Origin of the sequence: Rheinheimera texasensis (genome assembly GCF_964031785.1) — a bacterium.
GTDB classification, from domain to species: domain Bacteria; phylum Pseudomonadota; class Gammaproteobacteria; order Enterobacterales; family Alteromonadaceae; genus Pararheinheimera; species Pararheinheimera texasensis_A.
Window position 1 is genome coordinate 1 of sequence record NZ_CAXIRE010000025.1, and the last position, 23,671, is coordinate 23,671.

Consider the following 23,671-nt stretch of genomic DNA (forward strand, 5'->3'; position numbering starts at 1 on the left):
CATGGTCAGTGATTTTGAAGTCATTCACATGGGCGGCAGAACCTATAACCCGGTGCTGGGCCGCTTTATGCAAGCCGACCCATTTATTCAGCAACCATCTAATTTACAAAGCTTTAATCGGTATAGTTATGTGCTGAATAACCCGATGAGTTATACCGACCCCAGTGGGTATTTGTTTAAAGCGCTGAATAAGTTACTGGGAGATTTGGCGCCGCTGGTGTCAATCGCTATAGCTGTGTACTTGCCGGGAATGAATTTCTTGCAAGGGCTGCACGCGGCACAAATCGGCGCCATTACTGGTTTTGTTTCAGGCGGGGTCGCCACTGGCAGCTTACGTGGCGCACTTACCGGGGCACTATCAGGCGCGGCGTTTGGTAGTCTTCACAACTGGAAATCTAATCTCGTTGCCAAAGGTATAGATTATGGTCGAATAGCCGCGCATGGTATTGTCGGCGGTATCTCCAGTGAACTGAGCGGAGGTAAATTTGGTCACGGTTTTGCAGCGGCTGGGTTTACGCAAGCAGCCAGTCAAATTGGTGGAGAAGGTCTGTTTATTGAAGGCGCTGAATCAATCTCTGACAGAGCAAGTAATGCAATAAAAGCTGCGATTATTGGCGGCAGTGCATCGGTGTTGTCTGGCGGGAAATTTGTAAATGGCGCTATAACCGGCGCGTTTTCGAGGCTATTGAATGATGATGCAGTGAGTTCAGCTAAAGCAGCTTTTATGAAGAAGCACGCAATCAACGAGCGTGAATATAGTGCCGTTGTTAAGTTGATTAAAAATATTAATGGACTGAGCAACGCATTGAAATCAAGAATGGAATTCGAAGATATGCTTGATTCCTTAAACAGTGAACAACTCCAAATGCTAGGAAAGCTAACAGGGGTATCAGTAAGTAATTTTACAAGTCATCCTGAATTTGCCAGAAAAGCAATCTCTGATGCTTATAGATACAATCAAATGAATGGATTATTGAGGATGACTGCTGGTGCAGGGAAGTCGGCAACAGAAGTGCTGTATTCTGACCCATCAAAAAACATAATAATAAATTCTTCGCCCAGCTGGGTTCGCCAAATATTCAGTAGGTATGACAACTTTAATGATTTCAAAAGTGCAGTAGAGGATACGTTATGAAAGACTTCAGGAAACTATGTTTGATATCATTTATCTCAGCACTAAGCATGCATCAATCACATGCAGAAGAATGCAGTTATAGAATTTCTGAAAATCCTCAGGTGGCAGATAATAGAGTTGAGGTGTTTTTAGGGTTAAATACTAACCCCGTGAAAATTAAAGATATTGATAAGGTATCATCTATTACTGTGCAAAGAACGCCGTTCAGAATTGTTTTGTTTGACGAGCCTAGTGATTACATAACTATAACAACAACGGAAAGTGAGAGTCACAAATTATTATTCCCTAAGCTTTTAGAAATTAAGGATGCCTGCTCTAAAGAGTCCTTAGTTATTTTAAATGAATTCATTGGCGGGGTTAAAGGTGATGTGTTTTTGCACATTAGCAAAGATACGAGCTCATTTCATTTCTGGGGGAAAGATCGATACTCAGAATCAAATTCACTCACAAGTTTTTATAAAGTCCAGGGTGATATTTTTGTTGTTAGTCGCACAACTAAAATTAAAATATAATTCCCATTATTAATTAAAAATGGCCGCGCCTAATCAAAAAAGTCCGAGACACCCATAGATTCATCTGAACTATGGGTGTCGATTGAAAATCAAACAATGTAATACCCACCGTGTTCAATTCCTGTGTATCATCAAATCACCGGCATCAATGTCCGTGGTCAGGTAGGCAAGGAAGTCTATGGTAACAGCGTGGTTCAAACCAATGTCGATGATGCAAAAATGGGGGAAAGGTCTGGTCACATCACATACGTCACACACGAAGTGGTGTTACCGATCAGTTTATGAATAGATTTCCGACTTAGTCCAGCGTAGGTATTTATCAATTCAATGTGAACTAACTCGGAAAGGTCATCTCGAAAAACCGAATGTCCGCAAATAAGGCAAAACAGACATTATTTTTTGAAATATTCTTAATCCGGAGTTGGAAATCATACCAGCAGAGACTCCACCATAAAATGGGAAACCGGGTTGCGATCTTAGGTTAGGCAAGTTGGACTATGCTACTTCTGCAAAGGTTTCAAGGTGATTGTTAGTTCCTATCAACCTCGCACAGGCCTCACACTTCATCACTGAAAGAAAGTTAAACCTCAGATGGGAGAGACTAAATGTTAAAACGCTATTTAATTCTGGTTTTGTTGTCATTTTTTTTGATTTCCGACGTATTAGCAGGATCAATCACTAAGACCTGTGGCGGGATGGGCGGAAACGAATTTGCCCCCGTTAGTCCTCGGAAGGTTGGCTTTAGAGGTGCTGACTTCGTTGATTCCATCTTTATCAACGGCCATAAGTATGGCGGCGACGGGGGCAATGCAACTGACCAGTACCTACTGGACCCAGATGATTTCTGGTCTGAAATTGTGATTCGCTCTGGCGACTTCGTTGACCACATGTGGCTGAAATCCAACAAGGGCGTTGTGGTTACAGCCGGAAATCCAGAAGGCGGGAACCTTTGTGTTTCTTTGAAAGGTGGAAAGGTTGTTTCGATCGGAGGGCGTACCGGTCAGTTCTTGGATCAGGCATCCGTTGAGTACATTGAAAACTACGACCCGAGACAAGAAATCACTCGTGGATACTGGGCTCTTGTGTGTTCTGGGGTCTGCGACAAAGAAATAATAACGGGATTCGTTAACTCTACCGGCACTAGGATTGAAAAGGTCGATGAGGTCGTAAGAACCTCATTCGAGGCTTCAATGAAAGGGAGTATTTTTGAGGGCGGTGTAAGCGGTTCGACCAGTGGCTCTGCAATTTCCCAGTCGACTAGAAACACGCTTGAGCAAACCTTCAGTAATTCGTCCAGTGGACAGACGACTGAAAGGATAAAATTTTCTCCAGAACAAATGCAACGTTACGGCGTTGCTGCAGTGTGGCAATGGACAATGCGAAATGCTGACAATATATGGTCGACACCATTTAAGGCTTGTACACCAACAGACCAACCTCCAACCTGGGAGCCGGGGAGCGGTAAGAACAATGACTGCAGTAGCTTGAAGAAGGACTGAGTTTATTATTGTGCTCTATGTCGTGGCACACTAAGTTTGGCCACTTTGTTAGAGGTGATTTGCTGAGTTTTCGAAAAATCGAATGTCTGCAACTAAAGCAAAGCAGACATTCGTTTTTTCGAGAACACTTGTTTAAAGCGTCTGCAATCTATCCAATGTAACGAAAACATCACCCCAACCAACATCCCTGTCGGCCGGAATCCAAATCAGGCTTTCAAATGCTGGCCAAAAAATGCCACGGTGCGCTGCCAGGCCAGTTCCGCCGCGGCTTTGTCGTAGCGGGGTGTGGTGTCGTTGTGGAAGCCGTGTTGGGTGTCCGGGTAGGTATAACTTTGCGCGTTTTTGCCGGCGGCTTTTAACGCGTCGTCATAGGCTTTGGCGCCGGCGTTGACCCGTTCGTCATTGCCGGCGTAATGAATGAGTAGCGGTGCTTTGATTTGGGCGACTTTCTCCAGCTCGCCCTGGCGACCGTAAAACGGCACTGCGGCGGCTAAGGTTGGCACTTCAGTGGCGAGGAAGTTAGCGATGCCGCCACCGTAACAGAAACCAACCACACCAACTTTGCCATTGCCGCCTTCCAGCTTCTGCAGGTAAGCCACGCTTTCGATGAAATCCTGTCGCGTTTTGGTTTGGTCCAGTTTGCCAAACAATTCACGCGCTTTGTCTTCATCACCCGGATAACCACCCAGCGTAAAAAGTGCATCCGGCGCTAAGGCGATAAAACCGGCCTTGGCGAAACGGCGGGCCACGTCTTCAATATGCGGGTTTAAGCCGCGATTTTCATGCACCACCAGCACAACCGGAAGTGGCCCGGTTGCTTTGGCTGGTTTCACCAGATAACCGCGCACAGTGCCATTGCCGTTTGGGCTTGGGAATTCGACAAAGCTGGCAGACAAGCTTTTGTCGTCCGGTTTGACCTGCTGGCCGAGCGCATAGTTGGGCGTTAAGGCTTCCAGAATCGATAACGCTGTGACGCCGGCCACGGCGAATTTCGCGGTGCCGGTCAAAAAGTCGCGTCGGCTGATATCGCCGTGCACATAACGATCGAATAAACGTAAGGTTTCCGGATGAAAATCTTTGGCGGTTTTACGCTCTGACATGACGCTATTCCCTCAGAAAAAAATCAGTGGTTGTCAGCGGCAAATCGCAGTGCAGACGATTTGCCCCTTGTGTTCAGACGACTTATTGCCATTACTTGGCACGGCCGAGATAACCCGGCGTCAGTGTGGCGATTTTATATACTGCGCCACGGCCCACAATGTACAAAGTTTTTTTATCAAATCCGGCGAACGCCAGGTTTTGTGGCTTGTGTGGCAGTTTGATCAGTCCAAGCGCAGCGCCTTGTGGCGAAAACACTTCAATGCCGGCATTAGTTGCGACCAGCACCCGGCCTTCGTTGTCGATGGCAATGCCATCAGCGCCACTGCCGGCTGGCGCTGGATTGGCTGCCGGATTTGGCGTTGTTGCCTGAGCTGCCGGCGCTGGCACATCGGCACCGGCTAAGCGGGCAAACACCTGCACTTTGGCATCTGGCAGCGGCAAGCCATTGTCAGCAAGCGCTAAGGTTAATAATTCAGCGCCGCTGCTATTGGCGATATACAGCGTTTTTTCGTCCGGACTGAGCGCAATGCCGTTGGGTCTTTTGATGCTGTTATCCGCCACCAGTTGCTGCGCCGGTTGACCGGGTTTCAGGTGATAAACCGCAGTGCGTGGCGCAATTTTCTGCTGGCTATTCGCTTGGCTATTTGTTTGGCTATTTGCTTGATTGGCAGGGCCGCTGTCGGTGAAATAAATATCGCCTTTGCTGGAGATCACTAAATCATTGGGCCGTTGGAACGGCTTGCCCTGATAGTCTTTGCTCAGCGTTTTAAAGCTTGGCTTCACCAAACCCACCTGAGTGTCGTTGACCTGCACAGCCACCAGTTCGCCGCGCGGCAGATACCCCAGGCCATTGGCGCCGTTAGTCTGTTCCAGATAGCTGCTGATGCGGTCGTCTTTATCTATCCGAACAATACGGTTGGCACGGGTTTCGGTGAATAACAAACTGCCATCCTGGGCGCGGATTGGGCCTTCAGTGCCGTCAAAACCGTCGCGAATCAGTGTGAGCTGACTGCCGGGCGCAATGACACCGGCAATCGCATCGACCGGGGTTGTAGTTGGCGGTGCGGCCGAAACCAGCTGGCTGGTCAGCAGCAGGGCAACAGGGCTTAAAGCTTTGAATTTCAACATGATGAATTCCTTGTTCGTGATGACAAATCAATGGTGACGGGCGCACTGAAAGTCAGACGCCTGTCGCGGGCAGATACAGGGTTATAAGCTGTACTTCAGGTTCAGCTGGAACAGCCGGGGCTGGCCAATGGTCAGCGTCTGGCCAGCGGTTGCTGTGTAGGTCGAGCGGGACAGCGAATACTCTTTGTCAAACAGATTGCGCACCTGCAGCGCCAGCTCCCACTTTTTATCCTCCGAGCCAAAACCAAGGCTCAGGTTGCTGACGGTGTAACTACCCTGACGGGTAAAAGCTGCCTGGTTGTCGTTAAAGTAACTGCTGGATTTAAAAGTGTTTTGCAGCGTGGCGCGCCACAAGAAACCTTCCCACGGCGTGACATAGGACAAGCCATAGTTGATCACAGTTTTTGGCACGTTGGCGATTTGCTGGCCGTTGGCATCGAAATACTGATTAGTTGCCAGAATTTCTGGTTTTTGTACCAGCCACTCCGCCTCATAAGTGGCTTTGTTGTAAGCAGCGGCCAGGTTGAGATCCAGCTCGGCATTGACGCGGTAGTTGACTTCGGTTTCTACGCCGCGGGCCAGCACTTTAGGCGCATTGCCCCAGCCGGCAATAGTTTCGCCTGGTGCGTCCGGATTATTGCGCCGCCATGAGGCCTGATAATCTTTGACTTCAGTGTTATACAGGTTGGCGTTCCATTGCAGCGTGCGGTCCAGCAGCAGGCTCTTAAAGCCCAGTTCAAAGTCTAAGGTTTCTTCCGCTTTAATCGTGGTTTCAAAGCCTTTGTCGGTCGGCGCCACATATTGCTGGAAGTAGATAAAACCGGCTTTGACGCCTTTGCCCACCGAGGCATAGAGGTTGATATCCGGGCTTAACTTATAGCTGGGGCTGATGTTCCAGGCGACCAGCGTATCTTCAATCGGTTTGCCCGCGACAAAGCTAAATGGCGCAATCGGCACCGAACGTAATCGCACTGCTTTGGCGGCGGCAATTTGCGCCGCAGTAGCGCCTAACTGGGTACCGAGCTGGTCTAAATCCTGGCCGGGTCTGTCCAGTTCAGTCGCGATTTTGTTGTGCTTCTCTTCGTCGGTCAGACGCAGACCAAATGCCAGATTGGCTTTGTCAGTGAGGTGCCAATCGGCCTGGCCATACACAGCCAGACTCTTGGTGGTTGCATCCGTCACCGACGACTGATAAATGCCGTCATGCGAGGCGCGCAGCAGCTCACGGCCCGCCGCACGCAGCGGCGCGCTTTCATTGGCAATCAGCGTGGTGAACTGGCTACGGGTCGCATTCCAGGCACCGGCGTCCGGGCCGTAATAACTTGGGTCATCAGAATACACTTCGGCATCTAAATAGAATAAGCCAGCCTGATAATCCCAGGCTTTGCCGGGCGCTGGTGTGGTGGTGATGCGCAGTTCCTGCGAGATCTGGTCGTTCCACAACTGCTGGCCGCTATTGGAAATATAGAAGGGGCCAAACTGGCCGCCGTTTTTAATATCAAAATCCTGATAACGGTAGGCGGAAATCGAAGTCAGGCTGTAGCCATCACGGTCCCAGTCAAATTGCGCCGAGCCTCCGTATTGATTGGTGATTTGCGGCCGCGCTTCGCTGTTTTCGATATCAGTGGTGCCGAGTTTCGGCTGATACACGGTGCCATCGGCCAGGTGAAACCAGGCGGCGCGCTCAGCAAATTTGCCCAGAAAACCAAAGCTCTCAAAACTGCCTTTAGGGGTAAAGCCGGTATTGGCGATGACCGGTGTGGTCAGTGGCCGCGCGGTACCGTCGGCAAAAGTCGCCGGGCCGTTGGATTCCAGCACGTTCCCGGTATTGACGCGCTCGTCCGAGCGCAGTTTGTCGAAGATAAAGCGGCCGCGCAGGTCGGCGTTGGGTGTCCATAAAAACTGCACCCGACCGGCGACTTTATTGGCTTCGCGCCAGGTTTCTTTGGCTTTGCCCAGCGACTGATAAGTGTTTTCGTACAAACCGTCTTGCCGGGTCACTAAGAACGTGCCGCGATAGGCGAGCTTATCGTCAATCAGCGGGCCTGTGGTGGAGAACTTGCCCTGCAGCGTATTTTGGTCACCGGTTTGGACTTCAAAGCGCGAGGCGGCTTTAAAGCTCGGCGCTTTAGTGGCGATTTTAATCGCGCCTAACGAAGTGTTTTTGCCGACCAGCGTGCCTTGTGGGCCATACAGCACTTCGATGCGATCCAAATCGACATAATCGGCCCAGGCCTGACCTGAATAGTACAAAGTCACACCGTCGACGATAGTGCCAACGCTTTGTTCCATCGAATCATTGGCACCACCACGGCCGAGGCCCCGGATCCCCGGGCTGACTTTACGCGCATTCTCGCCGGGGTTATTTAATTGCAGGTTCGGCGCAATCGACGGCAAGTCCCACAGTGATTTGATGTCTTCGCGGTCCAGCCGCTCGCCACCAACCACCCGGATGGGCAGCGGTACGTTTTGCGCAGCTTCGCTGCGGTTACGCGCCGTCACCAGCACAGTATCCAGTTTTACCGAGCGGCTGGCGCTGACTTTTTTTGCGCTGGTTTTGTTGGGTTGATTCGAAGCAACTTTAGCTGCTGGTGCTGCTTGCGAAGTTGCCGTTTGTGCCAGCGCGGGCTGGCTAAAAGCGCCCAGCGCTGCCGTCACAGCCAACGCAGTTAAAGTTCGGGCCGGCAAACGACCGGCAGTTGATTTGTTCATGGTAACACCCCTTCAGTGACTTTTTTATCGGAGCTTGTTTCAGCTCGTTTGGTTATAAATAATGAAATCAATAGTCGATTAGGTGATAACAAGAAGGGTGCCAGTTTTTAAGAGAAATGGAATTTATGTTAAGTTGTTGAATATAAATGAATTGTCTTCCACCTTGTTAGTGGCCATCCGGAAGTTCAAATGGCTGCTGTTGCGTGATACACAGCCACTGTTGTTTTTGCCACAGCACTGTTGCGCTGTCAGCCGCAGCTAAAACGCAGCGCAAAAAAAACGCCACCCGGGTGGGTGGCGGTTGTGATGGTTGTCAGTCTGGCAACTGATTAAGCACCGTATTTAATCGAGCAGCCGTAGGGCTGGGTATTGGCGTTGGGAATTTTCTGCCCGGCGGCAATCGCGCTTAGGGCCTCTTTGACATATGGTGTCGCTTTGGCAATATCTTCGGCTTTATTCGACTTAATACTGTCGATGCCGCCTTTATAAACGAGGGTGCCGGCTTTATCGATGATGTAAATATGCGGTGTGGTTTGCGCTTCATACAACTTGCCAATCTCACCGTTTTCATCCAGTACCACGTTGCTTGGGGCTGCGCCGCGCTGCTGGTTTAACTCCAGCGCAGTTTTGCCGTCAACATGGCCTTGTTTACCCGGTGCTGATGAAATCAACTGCACCCAGACCACACCTTCCGCTGTCGCGGCTTTTTGCAGCTGTGGAATATTGCTGCTTTGGTCATAGTGTTTTTTCACATACGGACACTGGTGATTGGTCCACTCCAGCACCACGGTTTTGCCCCGCAAGCTCTCCAGTGCCAGCGTACCGCCGTCAGCGGTTTTACCGGTAAAGAGCGGAGCGGCTTTGTCTAACACTGCGGCGGCATGTGCCTGCAGGCTACCAAGGGCGAGACCTGCCAGCAGGGTCAGGGTTAAGGCTTTGTTTTTCATCATATTCTCCTTGTGTGGATGTAAAGTTCGTTGTTAAACAAAGGTCGATGGTCGAGCAAAAGGTTAAAGGTTCAAGGCGTCGCAGCAGGTGCCATGAATGCAGCGACTACCAGATCCGGTGTCAGGATCTGTGGCAAGATCACCGGCTTGCGGCTACCGGCGGGGTAATACAAATACAGCGGCACGCCGCTGCGACCATGACGCGCCAGCGTCTGGCGGATTTGTTCGTCACGTTCGGTCCAGTCGGCTTTGAGGTAAGTAATGCCTTGCTGTTGCAGTGCCTGTCGCACCGAACTGCTTTGCAGCGCGACTTTTTCATTGACCAGGCAACTGATACACCAGGCCGCGGTGAAATTGACAAACACCGGTTTGCCTTCAGCCAGCAGACTGTCCAGCGTGGCATCGCTATAAGGCTGATATGGCAGGGCCGTTGGTGATGGCGCTGTATTGCGCTTCGATGTCGTGTTGTCTGCCGGGCTGTTACTGGCGGCGGAATCAAGTTGCTGATAACTGACGCCAAGCACGGTCAGCAGCACCAGCAGCGCACCGACGTTGCCGCTATGGCGCGTCAGTGCCGTGCCGCTGCGGCTTTGCTGATACCACCAGGCGGCAAACGCCAGTAACAACAGGCCAGATAGGCCAATCAGCACCGCATCTGCGCCTTGTTGCAGCGCCAGCACCCAAATCAGCCAAACGACCGCGGCATAAATTGGGAAGGCCAGCAGCTGTTTCAGCCGGTCCATCCAGGCACCAGGCTTTGGCAAGGCTCGTTGTAGCGCCGGCCAGTAGGACAGCAGCAACACCGGAAAAGCCAGGCCAAAGCCGAGTGCCAGAAAAATCGCCAGTAGCGGCAACGGTGGCTGGGTTAAGGCATAACCCAGTGCGGCTGCCATCAATGGCGCGGTGCAGGGCGTGGCGACAATGGTCGCGAGCACGCCGGTGAAAAAAGTACCGCGATAACCGGGTTTTTCGGTCAATTGCTGACCAACACCACTGAAATTGCCGCCGACTTCGAATACCCCAGACAAAGACAAGCCGACCACAAACAGCAGATAAGCGATGCCGAGTACAAACAACGGTGATTGGAACTGAAATCCCCAGCCGACTTGCTGGCCGGCCGCTTTAAAGCCCAGAATAATCGCGGCCAACACGGCAAAACTGACCAGAATACCAGCGGTATAAACCCAGCCCTGGCGGCGCTGCACGGCTGCGCCGAACTGCTGTTGTTGCAGTAAAGACAAGGCTTTGATCGACAGTACCGGAAATACACAAGGCATCAGATTCAGAATAAGACCACCACCAAAGGCGAGCGCCAACGCGGGTAAAAAAGCCAGCCAAAAACTGGCTGCGCTGCCTTCAGTTTGTGCAGTCTGGCCAGCTGGCACGACTTGCAGGTCCAGCCAATAGCCGCGTTGGGCACTTTGCGGTTCATCCTTGGTTTTCAGCACCAGCACACCGGAAAGTGCTGGCTTGGCCAGCGACGGCGGCGTTTCGCCCGGCGGTAAATGCAGCAGGATATCTGTGCCTTGCGCCGTCTGATGCTGAGTGAAGCGTTGCGGACTGCTTTGTGCCAACGCGCCCCAGTTGGCCGGATAAAAATACAGATCTTCAATCGCATCGAAAGCCACCGGCAAATTGGCCAGTCGCAAGACCACCGACGGCGCAGCTTCAGGCTCTGCGCCAGGCGTCAATTCAGCGCTGATATCAAAAGGCGCGTCGACCGGCAGCCGGGCCTGCGCTGCAGAGAGGATCGCCAGATCTTCGGCCGGCGCCGCTTGCGCAGTGCCTGCGGCCACTACCGGCAATTGCAAAGCCAGCTGCACCGTTTGCGGAATACATTCTTCTTCACAAACCAACCAGTCGACGGTGGCGGCAATCTCGATGGTACTACCCGGCGTTAAATCAGCCGGCAAGCGGATGTCGGTTAACAGCGTCACTTCGTCGCTGTAACTGTAATTGGTAATAGGGCCGACGATAGTGCGCCCAGGGGTTGGCCACAGGATGTCACCGGCGCTGGCCCCCGCTGGCAGCTGCCAGTCGATGGTGGTGGCATTGCCTGAATCACCGGGGTTCAGCCAATAGGTATGCCAATGCGGAATAATCAGTTGTTGCAGACCGATTCGCAGCGTTTGCCCGGGTTCTGTTTGTTGATGGCTGCTAATCAGCCTGGCCTTAACCTGCTCAGTCGCCGCAGAAGCTTGCAGTTTCGCAAGCACAGCTTTTTCCTGCAGCGGCTCAGCAGCCTCCATCGCGGCAGGGATCGCCGTCTGTGCTTGCAGATGCATTGCTCCCGGCACACCAGCCAGCAAAATCACCATCACTATTGCCCACAATCGCATACACACAAATCCTGTTTCTATTTTTAAACATCCAGATGGCTGAACATGCTGAGTAAGCAACCGCCATACCAGTTTGCTTTATATACTGGACCACAGCCCGCACAGCTCAGTACCGTGCAGTCTGCAGCGTTGTTTTATCCCTGCCGGCAGCGTTGCCATGTTGCCAGCGGTGCTGTTGCAAAGCCGACATTGCTGCTGCAAAAGCGCCAGCACTGTTGCCACGCCGACAGTCTTTTCGTCGCAATCTGACCCTGACTGTAGCAAGTGCAAGTCTGCTGTTGTGCGCCCTTGCTGTGTTGCATGCGAAATCCGCAAGACAGGCACCAGCATGGCACGGTATTCGCTGCTATGTGAGCCCAGATCTGGTCCGGATCGAAGAGCAGGAGTAACAAATGACCAGTACCGACGTGCAACAGTTGCAACAAAAAGCTGAACAAATTCTGCAGAGCGGCATTTTTGCCGGCAGCGCCCGTTTACATAGCCTGTTTCAGTATCTGCTGCGCTGCAGCCTGGCCGGTTATACGCCGAAAGAGTTTGAAGTTGCGGTGGATGGCATGGGGCAAAATGCTGATTTTGATGTGACTCAGGATTCGCTGGTGCGGGTGCATATTCACAAACTGCGGCGCAAACTGGCTGAAGTGCAGGCACAGCAGCAGTCGGAACATTTGCTGGTGTTGCCGCGTGGCGAGTACCGGTTTTTACTGTTACCCGCCACAGCGGCGGCGGGTGAGTCGCCGACAGCCACTGCAGGCCAAGCTAATCTCAAAGCGGAACCTACAGCGGTAAGCCAGGTCGTTCCACTGCGCCCGAGCGGGAATTGGCTGCAGGTTCCGCAGCGGCTGCTGAAGTTGCCCAACATTGTCTGGCTGTTATTGCCCTGGGTGTTGCTGGTCAGTGTGCTGAGTCTGCAATGGTTCAGTCAGCGCGAAACTGCGCGACCTGCGACTGCACTCGACCAGTTGTTGCAGCCTTTTGCCGGCCAGCAGGCGCCGGTATTGCTGGTGCTCGGTGACTATTACCTGTTTGCTGAAGCGGACGCACAAGGCCAGGTGCAGCGGCTGGTGCGCCAATTTGATATCAATTCTCCGCTGCAGTTACTGCAAAGCCAGCAGACCGAACCAGCCTTGGCAGCCGTGCAGTTTGACCTTGGTTTGTCGTATTTACCGACCAGTGTCGCTGCGGCTTTGGGCCGGCTGGCAGCCGCTTTAGAGCGCCAGCAGATTCGGTATGACATTGTGCTGGCATCCGCCGTCAGTACCAGCCAGTTGCAGCATCAGGGCGTGATTTATCTGGGCCAGCTCAGTGGCCTCGGCGCTTTGCAGACAGAGTGGCAACAAGCGGCGCAGCTGCAACCGTACGGTAGTTTTGACGAATTGCAGGACCAGACCACAGGCCAGTTGTATCGCAATGCCACACCGCTGACACCGCCGGATACTTTGCCGGAATATGGTTATCTGCACCGTTTTACCGCGCAGCAACAACCGCGGCTGATCCTGGCCGGACTGCGCGATGATGGCCTGAGCGCGCTGAGCAGCCAGTTGCAACAAACAGCGCAGCTGCCAGCTACTGAGCAAGAGCCTGCGGACAATACGCAAGAATGGCTGTTCGACAGCAGAACGCAGCAGTGGCTAAATCCGGGTGATGCACCGCATAAGTAGTATTTAACTTGTTGATTTATAAATACGTTAACTGAGGTTAACGCAGGTGAATTGCCGCATAATTCACAGTTTATTGCTCGAAGTTCGTCAGGAAAAACCGCAGGATTGATTAAAAGATTATCAGTTTTGAGGTTTTTATGAAAATTGGGAATATAAGACGTCAGCCGGCGCTGACCATGCTGGCGCTGTTGGTCAGCACCACGCTGCAAGCTGAAACGGTGGGCGAAAAGGCGGCAGGCGAAGCTGTTGCGGCTGATGAGGCGACAGTCAACGCAACAGCGCAACATGAGTCGCTGGAACACATCACCGTATCAGGCCGCGCACAGGATTTACGCGCCAAAGCACTGACCGCGAGTGAAGGTATTGTCAGTGGCCGTGATTTATTGATCCGGCCTTTGGTCACCACTGCAGAGTTGTTGCAGGCAGTACCGGGCCTGATTGCCGCACAGCACTCTGGCACCGGTAAAGCCAATCAGTATTTTCTGCGCGGGTTTCAGCTCGATCACGGCACCGACTTTACCGCCAGTCTGGATGGTGCGCCGCTGAATTTACGCAGTCATGGTCATGGCCAGGGTTATCTGGATTTAAATGGCGTGCTGCCTGAAAGTATCGCCAGCGTCGAATACCGTAAAGGCCCGTATTTTGCCGACAACGGCGATTTCAGTCTGGCTGGCAGTGCGCGCTTACGCACTATTGACGCACTGGAACAGTCTTATCTGAGTCTGGAAGCCGGCTCTTTTGGCCAGCGTAAACTGGGGGCTGGCCTTGCGGTGACCGCTGAAAATGGCGCTCAACTGACGCTGCTGGGTCAACACCGCAACTATGACGGCCCCTGGCAGCTGGCGGAGCAACTGTCGCAACAAAACCTGTTTGCCAAATATTATCAGCGGGAAGGGGACAGCAGCCATGCGCTGACACTAACCGGCTATCAGGCGCACTGGCGGCCGACCGAGCAGATCCCGGAATCGGCGATCGGCACTCCACAATGTGCCGACCGGTTTTGTGACCTCGACAGCAGCGCGCGCGGTCAAACCCGGCGTTTACAGTTCAGTCAGGACTGGCAAACGACCGACCTTGCCGCCAGCTGGTACGCGCAGTATTACGACTGGTTTTTGCTGTCAAACCCCACCTATACCGATGATGGCCAGATCCAGCAGCGTGACCAGCGTTATACGCTCGGTGGCCGCAGTCACTGGACCTTCTGGCAGCAAGGCCAACACGACGCCCGCCTTGGCCTGCAGTGGCAGCATGATGCGATTAACCCGGTCGGCCTGGATCAGACAGTGGCCGGTGAAGTGGTGAAGGTGCAAAGTGAACACCGCATTGGCGAGAGTTCGGCCGCGGTGTATGCCGAGCAAAACCTGCAGTTAAGCCCGGCCGTGCGCCTGAATGCCGCAGCGCGCTATGACTGGTATCGTTTTGCCGTGACTTCGTTGTTGCCCCCAGAACAAGCTCAGCAGCAAGGCCAGCACCAGCAGCTAAAAGAACAGGCCGGTATTTTTACGCCGAAACTCAACCTGAGCTGGCAGGCGCTGGAGACGGTCAGCCTGTACGCCAGCGCCGGCCGCGGCTTTCATTCGAACGATGCGCGTGGCCTGCTCAGTAAAACCGATCCGGTCGCGCCGTTGTCGCCGGGTAAAGGCGCCGAGCTGGGCAGCCGCTGGGTACTGGGTGATCTGCGGCTTAGTTATCACTACTGGTGGCTGGCATTGGATTCAGAGTTGATTTTTGTTGGTGACAGCAATTCGGTCGAACCTAAAGGCGGTGCCGATCGGCAGGGCTATGAACTGAGTCTGTATTGGCCGCTCGGTTCTGGTGCGGGTAGGGGCAATTGGTCGGTCGATGGCAACTACAGTGTCAGTCAGGCGCAATATAAAGACCCGCTGAGCGCCGGAGGTCGTTTTGTTGAAGGCAGTATTGGGGAAGCGGCCGAAGTAGGGCTTAGTTTTGACAACAGCCACTGGCAATTCAGCAGCCGGCTGCGCTATCAAAGTGGTTATGCGCTGACGCCGGATAACAGCGAACGCGCCGGCAGCCAGTTGCAATGGCATCTGCGCTTGGCACGCCAGTGGCAGCATTGGTCGGCCTATGCCGAAGTGCTGAATCTGACCGACCGCCAAGGGCAGGACATTGTCTATTTCTACGAAAATGCTTATGACCCGGACGGCGGGCGCGTCAGTCGTGCCCAGCTGCCACGCTCAGTGCGGTTGGGGCTGTCGTATCGTTGGTAGTGGATATCGACACGCCCTGGCCTTGGAACGCTTTGTTTGGTCTTATAACCAAAATAGCAGCCAATTCTGCAAGTGAACGGCCAGACGTCTGGAAATCTGAAACATATTGCTAGCAAATTTACCTGAGAAAGGTTCAACTGCTGCAGAATCAACAACAGTGCTGTTGATTCTGCAGCAGTTTTTGTTGTTGAAAAAAGCGTCAGTTATAAGCTAGACGTTTTGGTTACTTATAGCCGTTTGGATGGACAGCTTAGTATCGTTATAACGAAAAATACGAATGCTGGGAGTCATCGTGGAACAGGCCGTCAGAGCGCCGGTATTGCTGTCCCTGGAGGGCAGCAACGCGCAACCTTTATCGATCCGGGCCAAAGCCCTGGTATTTAACGACCCGTTGTCAGTGCGGTTATTGGAATATATTGAGCGGATTGGTCCGAGCGAAGCGCCGGTACTGATCGGCGGCGAAACCGGTACCGGCAAAGAACTGGTGGCGCGCCATATCCATCACCTGAGTGGCCGCAGCGGCCCGTTTTTGGCGGTGAACTGTGGTGCTATTTCCGACCAGCTGGCAGAAAGCGAGTTGTTTGGCCATGAAGCGGGCTCTTTTACCGGCGCCCAGGGCAAACGCGAAGGCTGGTTCGAAGCCGCCAACGGCGGCACTTTATTTCTCGACGAAATTGGCGATTTGCCTCTGCCGCTGCAGGTGAAGTTACTGCGCGTGTTACAAGAAAAAGAAGTGGTGCGGATTGGTTCACGCCGGCCTATTCCGGTCAATGTGCGGCTGGTTGCCGCCACCAACGTCGATTTGGACTATGCCGTCGCCGCCGGACATTTCCGGCAGGACTTGTTATACCGCATTAATATTGCTCAGCTGCGCTTACCGCCACTGCGTGAGCGGCCCGGTGACGTGTTGCCGCTGGCAGAGCATTTCCTGAAAAACTATTGCCAGAAAATGCAGCAGGCCAGACCGCGTTTTAGTGCTGCCGCAGTGCGGCTGATGCAGGAACATGCCTGGCCGGGCAATATCCGCGAACTGGAAAACGTGGTGCATTTTGCCTTGTTGGTGGCGCGGGATCAGGTGATAGAACCTGAGCACTTAAAAGTCACCGGTGGCTGGGCTTATCAACCTAAAGAGCAGTCTGCTTTTGCTGTTGCCACGCCATTGCCGGCTGCGGCGCCACAGCATGCGACTGCAATTAACACAGCTGCGCCAGCACCGGTAGCTACCAACACAGAGGCAGAACCAGCCTGGCAAATCATCGCCCGGCAGCTGCAACGAATTTTCACTGAACAAGGTGATGGCCCGCATCATGAGCAGCTGGAGCGTTTATTGGTTGACAGTGCGTTTCGTTTTGCCGGCGAGAATCAGGTACATGCCGCCGCATTACTTGGCATCACCCGCAATGTGATGCGCACGCTGCTGAAACGCCATGGCCTGTTAGATGCTGCTCCAAAGCAAGCGCCAAGCAAGGAAGATAGCGGCAGTGCTATTCTCGAAGCGAGCTGGGATTTTTATTGAAGTGCTCTGAGTTTGTTAAACAATGCAGAAGCCGCCCGAAGGCGGCTTTTTTGCACATCCTGTGCTTATTGTTTTTCCGTAATCACCGACAGGCGATCAATGCCGGCTTTTTCAATCAGCACCATGGTTTTGGCCACAGTGCCGTAATTGACTGCTTCGTCTGCATTCAGTTGCAGGACCAGTTCAGGATCTGCCGCTTTGCGTTGCTCCAGACTACGCTGCAGAAACTCCAGACCCATTTCAGTTTTGTCCAGATAGAGCTTGCCCGCTGCGTCGATACTGAGCACCAACGGCGGCTTGGGTTCGCTTAACACCGGTGTTTCGGCGGTTTTCGGCAGATTCACTTTAATACTGTTGGTCAGCATCGGGGCGGTAATGATAAACACCACCAACAGCACCAACATCACGTCCACCATTGGTGTGATGTTGATTTCACTCATCACTTCGTCGTTATCCCCACCAGAAGAAAAAGCCATTAGCTATACGCCTCCTGTGTGGTGCCAGCAGCTGGCGTGGCGCTGTTTGTCTGTGGCTGTTCTTCAGGTATTAGCGGCGCGCGGAAACCAGCTTTTTGCAGCAGGTTGAGGAAATCGGTGGCGAAATCATCTAAATCAGCCTGAATGAGTTTTAACCGGCGTAAAAAGAAGTTAAAGGCCAACACGGCTGGTACCGCTACGGCAATACCTACGCCGGTAGCCACTAACGCTTCACCGATAGGGCCGGCCACCACCTCAATGCTGGCGGATTTTTGTGCCGTGATGGCGGTCAGTGCGTCGATAATGCCAAACACAGTACCAAACAGGCCGACAAAAGGCGCTGTGGTGCCGATGGAGGCGAGGATCGCCAGACCATTTTCCAGCGAGCGGCGTTCTTTGTGAATTTGCTGGCGTAAGTGCCGTTCCAGCAACACTTGCCGGTCCCAGCTGTGTTCAAGATCAGACTGCGGTTTGCCAGCTTGTTGCAGCGAATGGAATCCAACTTGTGCCAGTCGCGCCGTTGGACCCTGTAGCTTCAGCGTGGCGGCGACGGTTAAATCCCGCGCTTTCCAGAAATCCTGACGGAACTTGCGTTCCTGCCAGCTGATTTGCAGATGTTGTGCTGCTTTGATCACAATCAGCAGCCAGGTGATGACGGAAAAAACGATCAAAGCATCAAAGGTGCCTTCGACCAGAGTTTGATAGAGTTGTTGACTTGCAATAGCCATTGGTACTTCCTTTTTAAACAACCACAGCTCAGCTGTTGGTCAGACTGAATTCGATCGGTACTTCCACCCATGAATCAACGGGCTGGTCGCCTTGTTTCGCTGGCACAAAAGACCAGCCGGCAACGGTTGCAACCGCTGCGTTGTCGAGAATTTTGCGGCCGCTGCTGTTTTTGATTTGCACATCGTCGGCTTTGCCGTCGCCGGTGACATGCACGTTCAGCAGCACAGTGCCTTCCCAGCCATTTTCCAGCGCCGTTTCCGGATAAGCCGGTGCCGGGTTTTGCAGATAATCCGGCTCGGCCGTGGCCGCGACAAATACCGGTTCAGGCTGGACTTGTGGTTGCGCTAATGGCTGACTGACCGGCTGCGCGACCGGTTGAGCAACGGGCTGCGGCACAGTTGTGGGTACCGCGTTAACTTGCTCTACCGGCTTTGGCGGCAGCTTTTTCTGCAGCGGTTTTGGCGTTTCCAGCTGTTTTTCTACTTTGGGTGGCGTTGGTTTGACTGGCTTTGCGACTTGTTGTGGCGTCGGTGCCGGTTTTTGCAGCTGCACTGTCATCGGTGGAATTTTGGCCGCAACAACAGGCAGCGGCGTCTTCGCCAGTAGTAGGGGCAGGGCTAAATGCAGCGCGACCACCACGGCTGCGGCAATCAGCGTAAAGCCATGTTGCGTTGGTGGTTGCAGTACAGGCGCAGTGGCATCGGCCATCGGCAGTGCCGCAGTAGGTTGTACTGCGATGGGCTGCGCTGGCGCATTTTTTAATTGAGCTGGCCGGCTTTGTTGGCGCAGATAAAAACCAAAGGCGGCCTGGTCGGTTAAAGCAAAACTGGTCATAAAAATCTCCTGATAGCGGCTGTACTGACGCGTGCAAACCGTATAAATAGCCGGATAGTTCACCGAATAGTGATCAGGTTTTGCACCTTTTATGCCAGAGGGTTTAGCCGAGAAAATATATTTAACTATTTGATTTGTAATGTGTATTTAATATATCAAAAAGCTATTTCTTAGATGGTTGTGGTGGCTGTTGGATTTGCTTCAAACAACTGCTGCAAATCCAACAGCAGCGCATCAGCGCGCGGCCTGATAACCGAGAAAATCCAGTTTGCCTAACTGCACACCGTTGTGGCGCAGCAGGTTGTAAGCGGTGGTCAGATGGAAGTAAAAATTTGGCTGGGCCTGTTGCAGTAAATAATGCAGGCCATCGACAAAATGCTGAGTTTCGCCGGCCAGTTCACTGACTACAGGTTGCACTGTCGCGGCAACAAAAGCATCCGGCTGCAGTTGGTCCAGTTGCGTCAGACTGTGCTGCAGCCCTTGTTGATACTGGCTGAAATCAGCATCGGCAAAAGCAAAGGGCGTTAACGGCTGGCGGGTCAGTACACTGCAGCTTTCCAGCGGGATTTGGCTTAACCGCTCCAATTGGCGCGACAGTGGGTACATATCGGGATAAAACCGGCTGTGCAACAGCAGTTCCAATGGATAACCGCGCTGATTAGCCTGTGCCGCCGCTTTGTCCAGAATGCGGTGTAAGGTATTCAGACCATGCCGGAACACCGGCACTGAAATTTCATAGAGGGCAATCGTCATCATCAGCTCCATGCGATGGGATAAAAAAAGGCCTGCATGGCAGGCCCGTTGGTTCAACAGAATTCAGCAGCCGTCGGTTTAACGCTGATAAATCTGGTCAAAGATACCGCCGTCGCCAAAATGCTCTGGCTGCACTTTGTCCCAACCGCCAAAGCTTTGAATATCCACCAGCTTAATCGCCGGGAACTGCTTGGCATATTTGGCGGCCACAGCAGCGTCACGTGGGCGGTAATAGTGTTTGGCGGCAATTTCCTGGCCTTCAGTGCTGTACAGATATTGCAGATACTCGGTTGCGGCAGCTGTGGTGCCTTTGGCATCGGTGTTTTTCTTCACTACGGCGACTGAAGGTTCGGCCAATACCGATACCGAGGGCACGACGATTTCAACTTTGTCCGGGCCTAACTCATTGACCGCCAAAAAAGCTTCGTTTTCCCAGGATAACAACACGTCACCAATACCACGTTGCACAAATGTGGTGGTTGAGCCACGGGCACCCGAGTCCAGCACTGGCACATGGGTATAAAGCTTGCTGACAAAGGCTTTGGCGCCTTCCGCCGAGCCGGTGTTTTGCTGCGCCCAGGCCCAGGCTGCTAAGTAGTTCCAGCGCGCGCCACCTGAGGTTTTTGGATTGGGCGTAATGACTTCGACACCGTCTTTTACCAAATCACCCCAGTCTTTGATGTTTTTCGGATTGCCTTTACGCACCAGAAACACGATGGTCGAGGTATATGGTGCGCTGTTATGCGGCAGGGCAGTGACCCAGTTTTCCGGTAACAGTTTGCCGATGCGGGCGATCGGGTTGATATCACCGGCCAGCGCCAGTGTGGCGACGTCCGCTTTCAGGCCATCGATAATAGCGCGTGACTGACTGCCGGAACCGCCGTGCGATTGCTCGATTTTGACGCTGTCGCCGGTTTTCGCCAGATAATATTTGGCAAAGGCCTGGTTATAGTCGCGATACAATTCACGGGTCGGGTCGTAGGACACGTTTAATAAGGTCACTTCTTTGGCTTGCGCCTGGCCGGCAAAAACAGCGCCAAGGGCCAGGACCAGAAACGCGATACGGGACTTGCTCATGTGTTGCTCCAGTGGAACCTGCGTTCCTTATTTCAGAATGTTGAATTGAGTGGCGTTGGCCCGGCGTTGTTGTCACCGGGCCCTGGTGTTAAATCAGTTTAAAATTCCGCTTTGACGCGCAGACCGATATTGCGCGGGTCGCCAACATGGCCATACACAGCACCGGAGTTACCGGCCTGAATACTGAGGAAGCTTAAGTAGTCTTCATCAAAGGCGTTACGGGCATAAATCGACACGTCGGTACCGTTGTCGGTTCTGAAACCAAGGCGCAGGTTGACCAGCGTTGAGGCTTCCACCACCAGATATTTCGACACCGATGCATCTGAGTTCCAGTCTGAGCGGTAGCTCAAATCAGCCGCGCTGTACCATTCACCGGCCACGCCACTGACAGTGCCGCCCCAGCTGTATTCAGTACCAAGCGAACCGGCATTTTTCGATACGCCCGGCAGCTCGCGGCCGGACAAATCAAAGGCTGAAGTGCCAGATGCCAGTTCTTCCAGTGGCGGTGGGCCATTACGGAAGGAGTCATATTGGCCGTCGGTGTAAGCGTAAGTGGCGTACACCGACCAGCTGTCGGTCAGCTGCGCCCGGCTGTCAAATTCAAAACCGCGCACACTGACTTTTTCGATATTGGCGAGATAACCGCGCAGCGCGCCAGGACCGGCATCGACCACGTTGGCCTGATAGTCGGTGACCTGGGTGTCATAGACCGCGAAGTTGGTGGTCAGGCGTCGCTCCAGCCATTGTGATTTGAGCCCAAGCTCGACCGTGGTGGATTTTTCCGGTTGCACTGTGGCGCTGACCAGTGACGGGTTGCCGGCAGCGTCGGTTGGAATACCGGCCGCATTGATTCCACCGGATTTATAACCACGGGCCCAGTTCAGATAGACCAGCTGGTCGTCGCTTAGGTCATACGCCAGATTCAGCTGACCGGTTGGGCTTGAGTCGGAGAACTCGGCATAGTACTTCTGATCGCGGGCAATACCGCGTTTAGCCGTAATGAGCGCCGCGTCTGTAGTGACCAGGCCGCCTTTGGCGACCTGAGTAAAATCACCGGTTTTTTCTTCTTTGGTATACCGTACACCCGGCGTGACGCGGAAATCTTCGCTGACATGCCAGGTCGCCTGCGCATAAGCGGCATAAGAATCGGTGCTGGAATACACGTCGGTATTGGAGGTGTAACCATCAATCAGGTTTGACGGGACGTTGGCGCCAATCAGCCAGCGCGCACCGTCTTTGCCCCATTGCTCAGTACCGTGGGTCTCCACGTCCTGACCAAAGGCGTATAAACCGGCGACCCAGTCCAGCTCGCCACTGCCATTAGAGCTGAGGCGGAATTCCTGGCTCCACTGGTCCTGTGCCGACGGGTTATTTGATTTGGTGCGAATGGCTAAACCGGTGTAATCGCGGTCGTTTTGTGGCGTCCAGTCCCAGGCGCGCAGCGCGCTGATGGAAGTAAAGCTGTAATCGCCTAAATCCCAGTCGACTTTGGCACTGGTGCCTTTGAGGATTTGCCGCGCCTGAATGGTGGAGTTGACATCGACCAAGCGGTCATAAGGGTTTTCGCTGGCGGGTTTGTAATTGAGTGCCGCTGCTAAAGCCGGGAATTGCGAGGCGGCCGAGCGTTTGGTGGCGCCGTAACGTACAAACACCTGGGTATTAGCATTGGGGTTCTGATAGGCATAATCGGCGGATAATTTAATCTTTAAGGCCGGCGCGGCTTCAATCAGCAGCTGGCCACGCAGCGCCTGACTGTTGGTGTCATTTTGTTTGGCGCCGGTCGTCACGTTGTACACAGTACCGTCGCGCCGGGTGCTGGATGCCGCCAGCCGGCCTGCGACTTTTTCGCCCCATCCATCAACAGGCAGGCCACCAGAGATAATAGCTTTACCCTGAGTGTAACCATCTTCACCTAAAGTGACTTCGGCTTTGCCTTCCGGTGTAAAAGTCGGCGCTGCAGTACTCAGGTTCAATGCACCAGCCGTGGTGTTTTTGCCAAACAGCGTGCCTTGTGGGCCGCGGAGTACTTCGACCCGTTCGATATCCAGCAGGTCAACGACCGCAGAGCCAGGCCGGGCGTAATACACTTCATCGACATAAAAACCGACACCGGATTCCAGGCCGTCATTGGTCAGGCCAATCACGCTGCCAAGGCCACGAATGGTCACGGCGGTATTACGCGGGTTGGATGAAATCAGCTGAATTGATGGCTGTAAACGCGTCAGCTGTTCAGTGGAATAAGTGCCGGTTTTATCTAAATCCTGCGCCGTCAGCACCGAAATCGCGATAGGCACGTCCTGCACGTTTTCCACCCGTTTACGGGCGGTGACGGTAATAACTTCTAAATTGGCATCTTCTGCAGCAGCGGCGGCAATCGCAAGCGGAGTTGCTGCTTCAGTAGCTTCTGTTGCCAGCACGGGGCCACTACCAAAAATGGCCAGGCTAACCGCAGCAGCCAGCGGGCTTAAAGCGCGGAAGCGGCGGGTCGGGAACTGCAGCGCTTTACTTTTTACGCCGTAATAGTGATTTAAATCAGATTGCACTGACATGGGATACTCCGTTGGTCATCAGTCGTTTCGTCGTTCAGTTATCACTGAGCAACCTCCGGTGGTCCGGTCAGTGCAGTGCTTCAGGTTTTTTCATTTGGACGTCTGTACATCTCCAAATGGGCTGAGTGCGATATTAGACAGGCTTGTAATAATTAAAAAGAACAAAAATAAGATTATATATATCGTTTTGGAATATTTGCGCTTGTGCTTTGTTTCCCGCCCTGCGGGAGTTTTGGGCTGACGCTGGTTTTGCCCAGTGGGCGGCGGTTGGTCTATTTTTTGTTTTTTCCTTTGCGGCGAGACCGTCTAGCAAAGAATTCACCTAACGGTGAGTCACTTTCTTTTGTTTCAGCAAAAGAAAGTAACCAAAGAAAAACCGACGGTAAGGTTCACACTCATAGGTGACACATTAGTTCAAAGACATAGGTAACACTTCTCTGGATGAATAAACCAACATCCGGAGTGAACTATGCCG

The 23,671-nt window shown here is 53.1% G+C and carries 17 protein-coding genes; 6 read left to right on the forward strand and 11 right to left on the reverse strand.

Annotated features, from left to right (window positions below; translation table 11 throughout):
• The 3 genes from ABNT34_RS20580 to ABNT34_RS20590 all read left to right on the forward strand — a co-directional run.
• On the forward strand, positions 1 to 1,135 hold a 1,135-nt coding region (locus ABNT34_RS20580; RefSeq protein ID WP_348734781.1), incomplete at its 5' end, for an RHS repeat-associated core domain-containing protein.
• 47 nt (positions 1,136 to 1,182) lie between these two features.
• Positions 1,183 to 1,647: a hypothetical protein gene (locus ABNT34_RS20585; protein WP_348734782.1), complete on the forward strand. Its 465-nt coding sequence runs from the start codon at positions 1,183 to 1,185 to the stop codon at positions 1,645 to 1,647.
• A gap of 605 nt (positions 1,648 to 2,252) precedes the next feature.
• Complete coding sequence (locus ABNT34_RS20590) at positions 2,253 to 3,146, forward strand: hypothetical protein (protein WP_348734783.1); 894 nt, start codon at positions 2,253 to 2,255, stop codon at positions 3,144 to 3,146.
• Between the two features lie 206 nt (positions 3,147 to 3,352).
• Here ABNT34_RS20590 and ABNT34_RS20595 read toward each other — a convergent pair whose 3' ends face one another.
• From ABNT34_RS20595 to ABNT34_RS20615, 5 genes are all read right to left on the reverse strand, one after another.
• A complete protein-coding gene (locus tag ABNT34_RS20595; protein ID WP_348734784.1) occupies positions 3,353 to 4,246 on the reverse strand; it encodes a dienelactone hydrolase family protein in 894 nt (297 codons plus the stop codon).
• 91 nt (positions 4,247 to 4,337) lie between these two features.
• Complete coding sequence (locus ABNT34_RS20600) at positions 4,338 to 5,375, reverse strand: SMP-30/gluconolactonase/LRE family protein (protein WP_348734785.1); 1,038 nt, start codon at positions 5,373 to 5,375, stop codon at positions 4,338 to 4,340.
• Between the two features lie 81 nt (positions 5,376 to 5,456).
• Entirely contained in the window at positions 5,457 to 8,087 is a 2,631-nt protein-coding gene (locus tag ABNT34_RS20605; protein WP_348734786.1) for a TonB-dependent receptor, read from the reverse strand.
• 329 nt (positions 8,088 to 8,416) lie between these two features.
• Positions 8,417 to 9,034 carry a redoxin domain-containing protein gene (locus ABNT34_RS20610; RefSeq protein ID WP_348734787.1) on the reverse strand — a complete coding sequence of 206 codons (618 nt, stop codon included), beginning with the start codon at positions 9,032 to 9,034 and terminating at the stop codon, positions 8,417 to 8,419.
• Between the two features lie 71 nt (positions 9,035 to 9,105).
• On the reverse strand, positions 9,106 to 11,373 hold the full coding sequence (locus ABNT34_RS20615) for a thioredoxin family protein (RefSeq protein WP_348734788.1): 2,268 nt from the start codon (positions 11,371 to 11,373) through the stop codon (positions 9,106 to 9,108).
• A gap of 392 nt (positions 11,374 to 11,765) precedes the next feature.
• Between ABNT34_RS20615 and ABNT34_RS20620 the strand changes: the two genes are divergently transcribed.
• The 3 genes from ABNT34_RS20620 to ABNT34_RS20630 all read left to right on the forward strand — a co-directional run bounded on the left by ABNT34_RS20620 (position 11,766) and on the right by ABNT34_RS20630 (position 16,778).
• Positions 11,766 to 13,031 (forward strand): hypothetical protein, encoded by a 1,266-nt coding sequence (locus ABNT34_RS20620; protein ID WP_348734789.1) that lies wholly within the window; start codon positions 11,766 to 11,768, stop codon positions 13,029 to 13,031.
• A gap of 137 nt (positions 13,032 to 13,168) precedes the next feature.
• Positions 13,169 to 15,262: a TonB-dependent receptor gene (locus tag ABNT34_RS20625; protein ID WP_348734790.1), complete on the forward strand. Its 2,094-nt coding sequence runs from the start codon at positions 13,169 to 13,171 to the stop codon at positions 15,260 to 15,262.
• 277 nt (positions 15,263 to 15,539) lie between these two features.
• A complete protein-coding gene (locus ABNT34_RS20630) occupies positions 15,540 to 16,778 on the forward strand; it encodes a sigma-54 dependent transcriptional regulator (protein ID WP_348734791.1) in 1,239 nt (412 codons plus the stop codon).
• 65 nt (positions 16,779 to 16,843) lie between these two features.
• Here the strand turns inward: ABNT34_RS20630 and ABNT34_RS20635 are convergent, their stop codons facing one another.
• The 6 genes from ABNT34_RS20635 to ABNT34_RS20660 all read right to left on the reverse strand — a co-directional run bounded on the left by ABNT34_RS20635 (position 16,844) and on the right by ABNT34_RS20660 (position 23,196).
• Positions 16,844 to 17,254 (reverse strand): biopolymer transporter ExbD, encoded by a 411-nt coding sequence (locus ABNT34_RS20635; RefSeq protein ID WP_348734792.1) that lies wholly within the window; start codon positions 17,252 to 17,254, stop codon positions 16,844 to 16,846.
• A complete protein-coding gene (locus tag ABNT34_RS20640; RefSeq protein ID WP_348734793.1) occupies positions 17,254 to 17,982 on the reverse strand; it encodes a MotA/TolQ/ExbB proton channel family protein in 729 nt (242 codons plus the stop codon). The genes ABNT34_RS20635 and ABNT34_RS20640 overlap by 1 nt, the downstream gene beginning before the upstream one ends.
• Positions 17,983 to 18,010: 28 nt before the next feature.
• Positions 18,011 to 18,817 (reverse strand): energy transducer TonB, encoded by an 807-nt coding sequence (locus ABNT34_RS20645; protein WP_348734794.1) that lies wholly within the window; start codon positions 18,815 to 18,817, stop codon positions 18,011 to 18,013.
• A 234-nt stretch (positions 18,818 to 19,051) separates the two neighbouring features.
• On the reverse strand, positions 19,052 to 19,570 hold the full coding sequence (locus ABNT34_RS20650) for a DUF1993 domain-containing protein (RefSeq protein ID WP_348734795.1): 519 nt from the start codon (positions 19,568 to 19,570) through the stop codon (positions 19,052 to 19,054).
• Positions 19,571 to 19,648: 78 nt separating this feature from the next.
• Positions 19,649 to 20,647 carry a sulfate ABC transporter substrate-binding protein gene (locus ABNT34_RS20655; protein WP_348734796.1) on the reverse strand — a complete coding sequence of 333 codons (999 nt, stop codon included), beginning with the start codon at positions 20,645 to 20,647 and terminating at the stop codon, positions 19,649 to 19,651.
• A gap of 98 nt (positions 20,648 to 20,745) precedes the next feature.
• Positions 20,746 to 23,196: a TonB-dependent receptor gene (locus tag ABNT34_RS20660; protein ID WP_348734797.1), complete on the reverse strand. Its 2,451-nt coding sequence runs from the start codon at positions 23,194 to 23,196 to the stop codon at positions 20,746 to 20,748.
• Positions 23,197 to 23,671: the final 475 nt, after the last annotated feature.

Coding starts and splice junctions, on each gene's coding strand:
- ABNT34_RS20635 (WP_348734792.1), bottom strand. CDS start 17,254: ATGGCTTTTTCTTCTGGTGGGGATAACGACGAAGTGATGAGTGAAATC.
- ABNT34_RS20645 (WP_348734794.1), bottom strand. CDS start 18,817: ATGACCAGTTTTGCTTTAACCGACCAGGCCGCCTTTGGTTTTTATCTG.
- ABNT34_RS20600 (WP_348734785.1), bottom strand. CDS start 5,375: ATGTTGAAATTCAAAGCTTTAAGCCCTGTTGCCCTGCTGCTGACCAGC.
- ABNT34_RS20650 (WP_348734795.1), bottom strand. CDS start 19,570: ATGACGATTGCCCTCTATGAAATTTCAGTGCCGGTGTTCCGGCATGGT.
- ABNT34_RS20655 (WP_348734796.1), bottom strand. CDS start 20,647: ATGAGCAAGTCCCGTATCGCGTTTCTGGTCCTGGCCCTTGGCGCTGTT.
- ABNT34_RS20620 (WP_348734789.1), top strand. CDS start 11,766: ATGACCAGTACCGACGTGCAACAGTTGCAACAAAAAGCTGAACAAATT.
- ABNT34_RS20660 (WP_348734797.1), bottom strand. CDS start 23,196: ATGTCAGTGCAATCTGATTTAAATCACTATTACGGCGTAAAAAGTAAA.
- ABNT34_RS20630 (WP_348734791.1), top strand. CDS start 15,540: ATGCTGGGAGTCATCGTGGAACAGGCCGTCAGAGCGCCGGTATTGCTG.
- ABNT34_RS20585 (WP_348734782.1), top strand. CDS start 1,183: ATGCATCAATCACATGCAGAAGAATGCAGTTATAGAATTTCTGAAAAT.
- ABNT34_RS20590 (WP_348734783.1), top strand. CDS start 2,253: ATGTTAAAACGCTATTTAATTCTGGTTTTGTTGTCATTTTTTTTGATT.
- ABNT34_RS20595 (WP_348734784.1), bottom strand. CDS start 4,246: ATGTCAGAGCGTAAAACCGCCAAAGATTTTCATCCGGAAACCTTACGT.
- ABNT34_RS20605 (WP_348734786.1), bottom strand. CDS start 8,087: ATGAACAAATCAACTGCCGGTCGTTTGCCGGCCCGAACTTTAACTGCG.
- ABNT34_RS20610 (WP_348734787.1), bottom strand. CDS start 9,034: ATGAAAAACAAAGCCTTAACCCTGACCCTGCTGGCAGGTCTCGCCCTT.
- ABNT34_RS20640 (WP_348734793.1), bottom strand. CDS start 17,982: ATGGCTATTGCAAGTCAACAACTCTATCAAACTCTGGTCGAAGGCACC.
- ABNT34_RS20615 (WP_348734788.1), bottom strand. CDS start 11,373: ATGCGATTGTGGGCAATAGTGATGGTGATTTTGCTGGCTGGTGTGCCG.
- ABNT34_RS20625 (WP_348734790.1), top strand. CDS start 13,169: ATGAAAATTGGGAATATAAGACGTCAGCCGGCGCTGACCATGCTGGCG.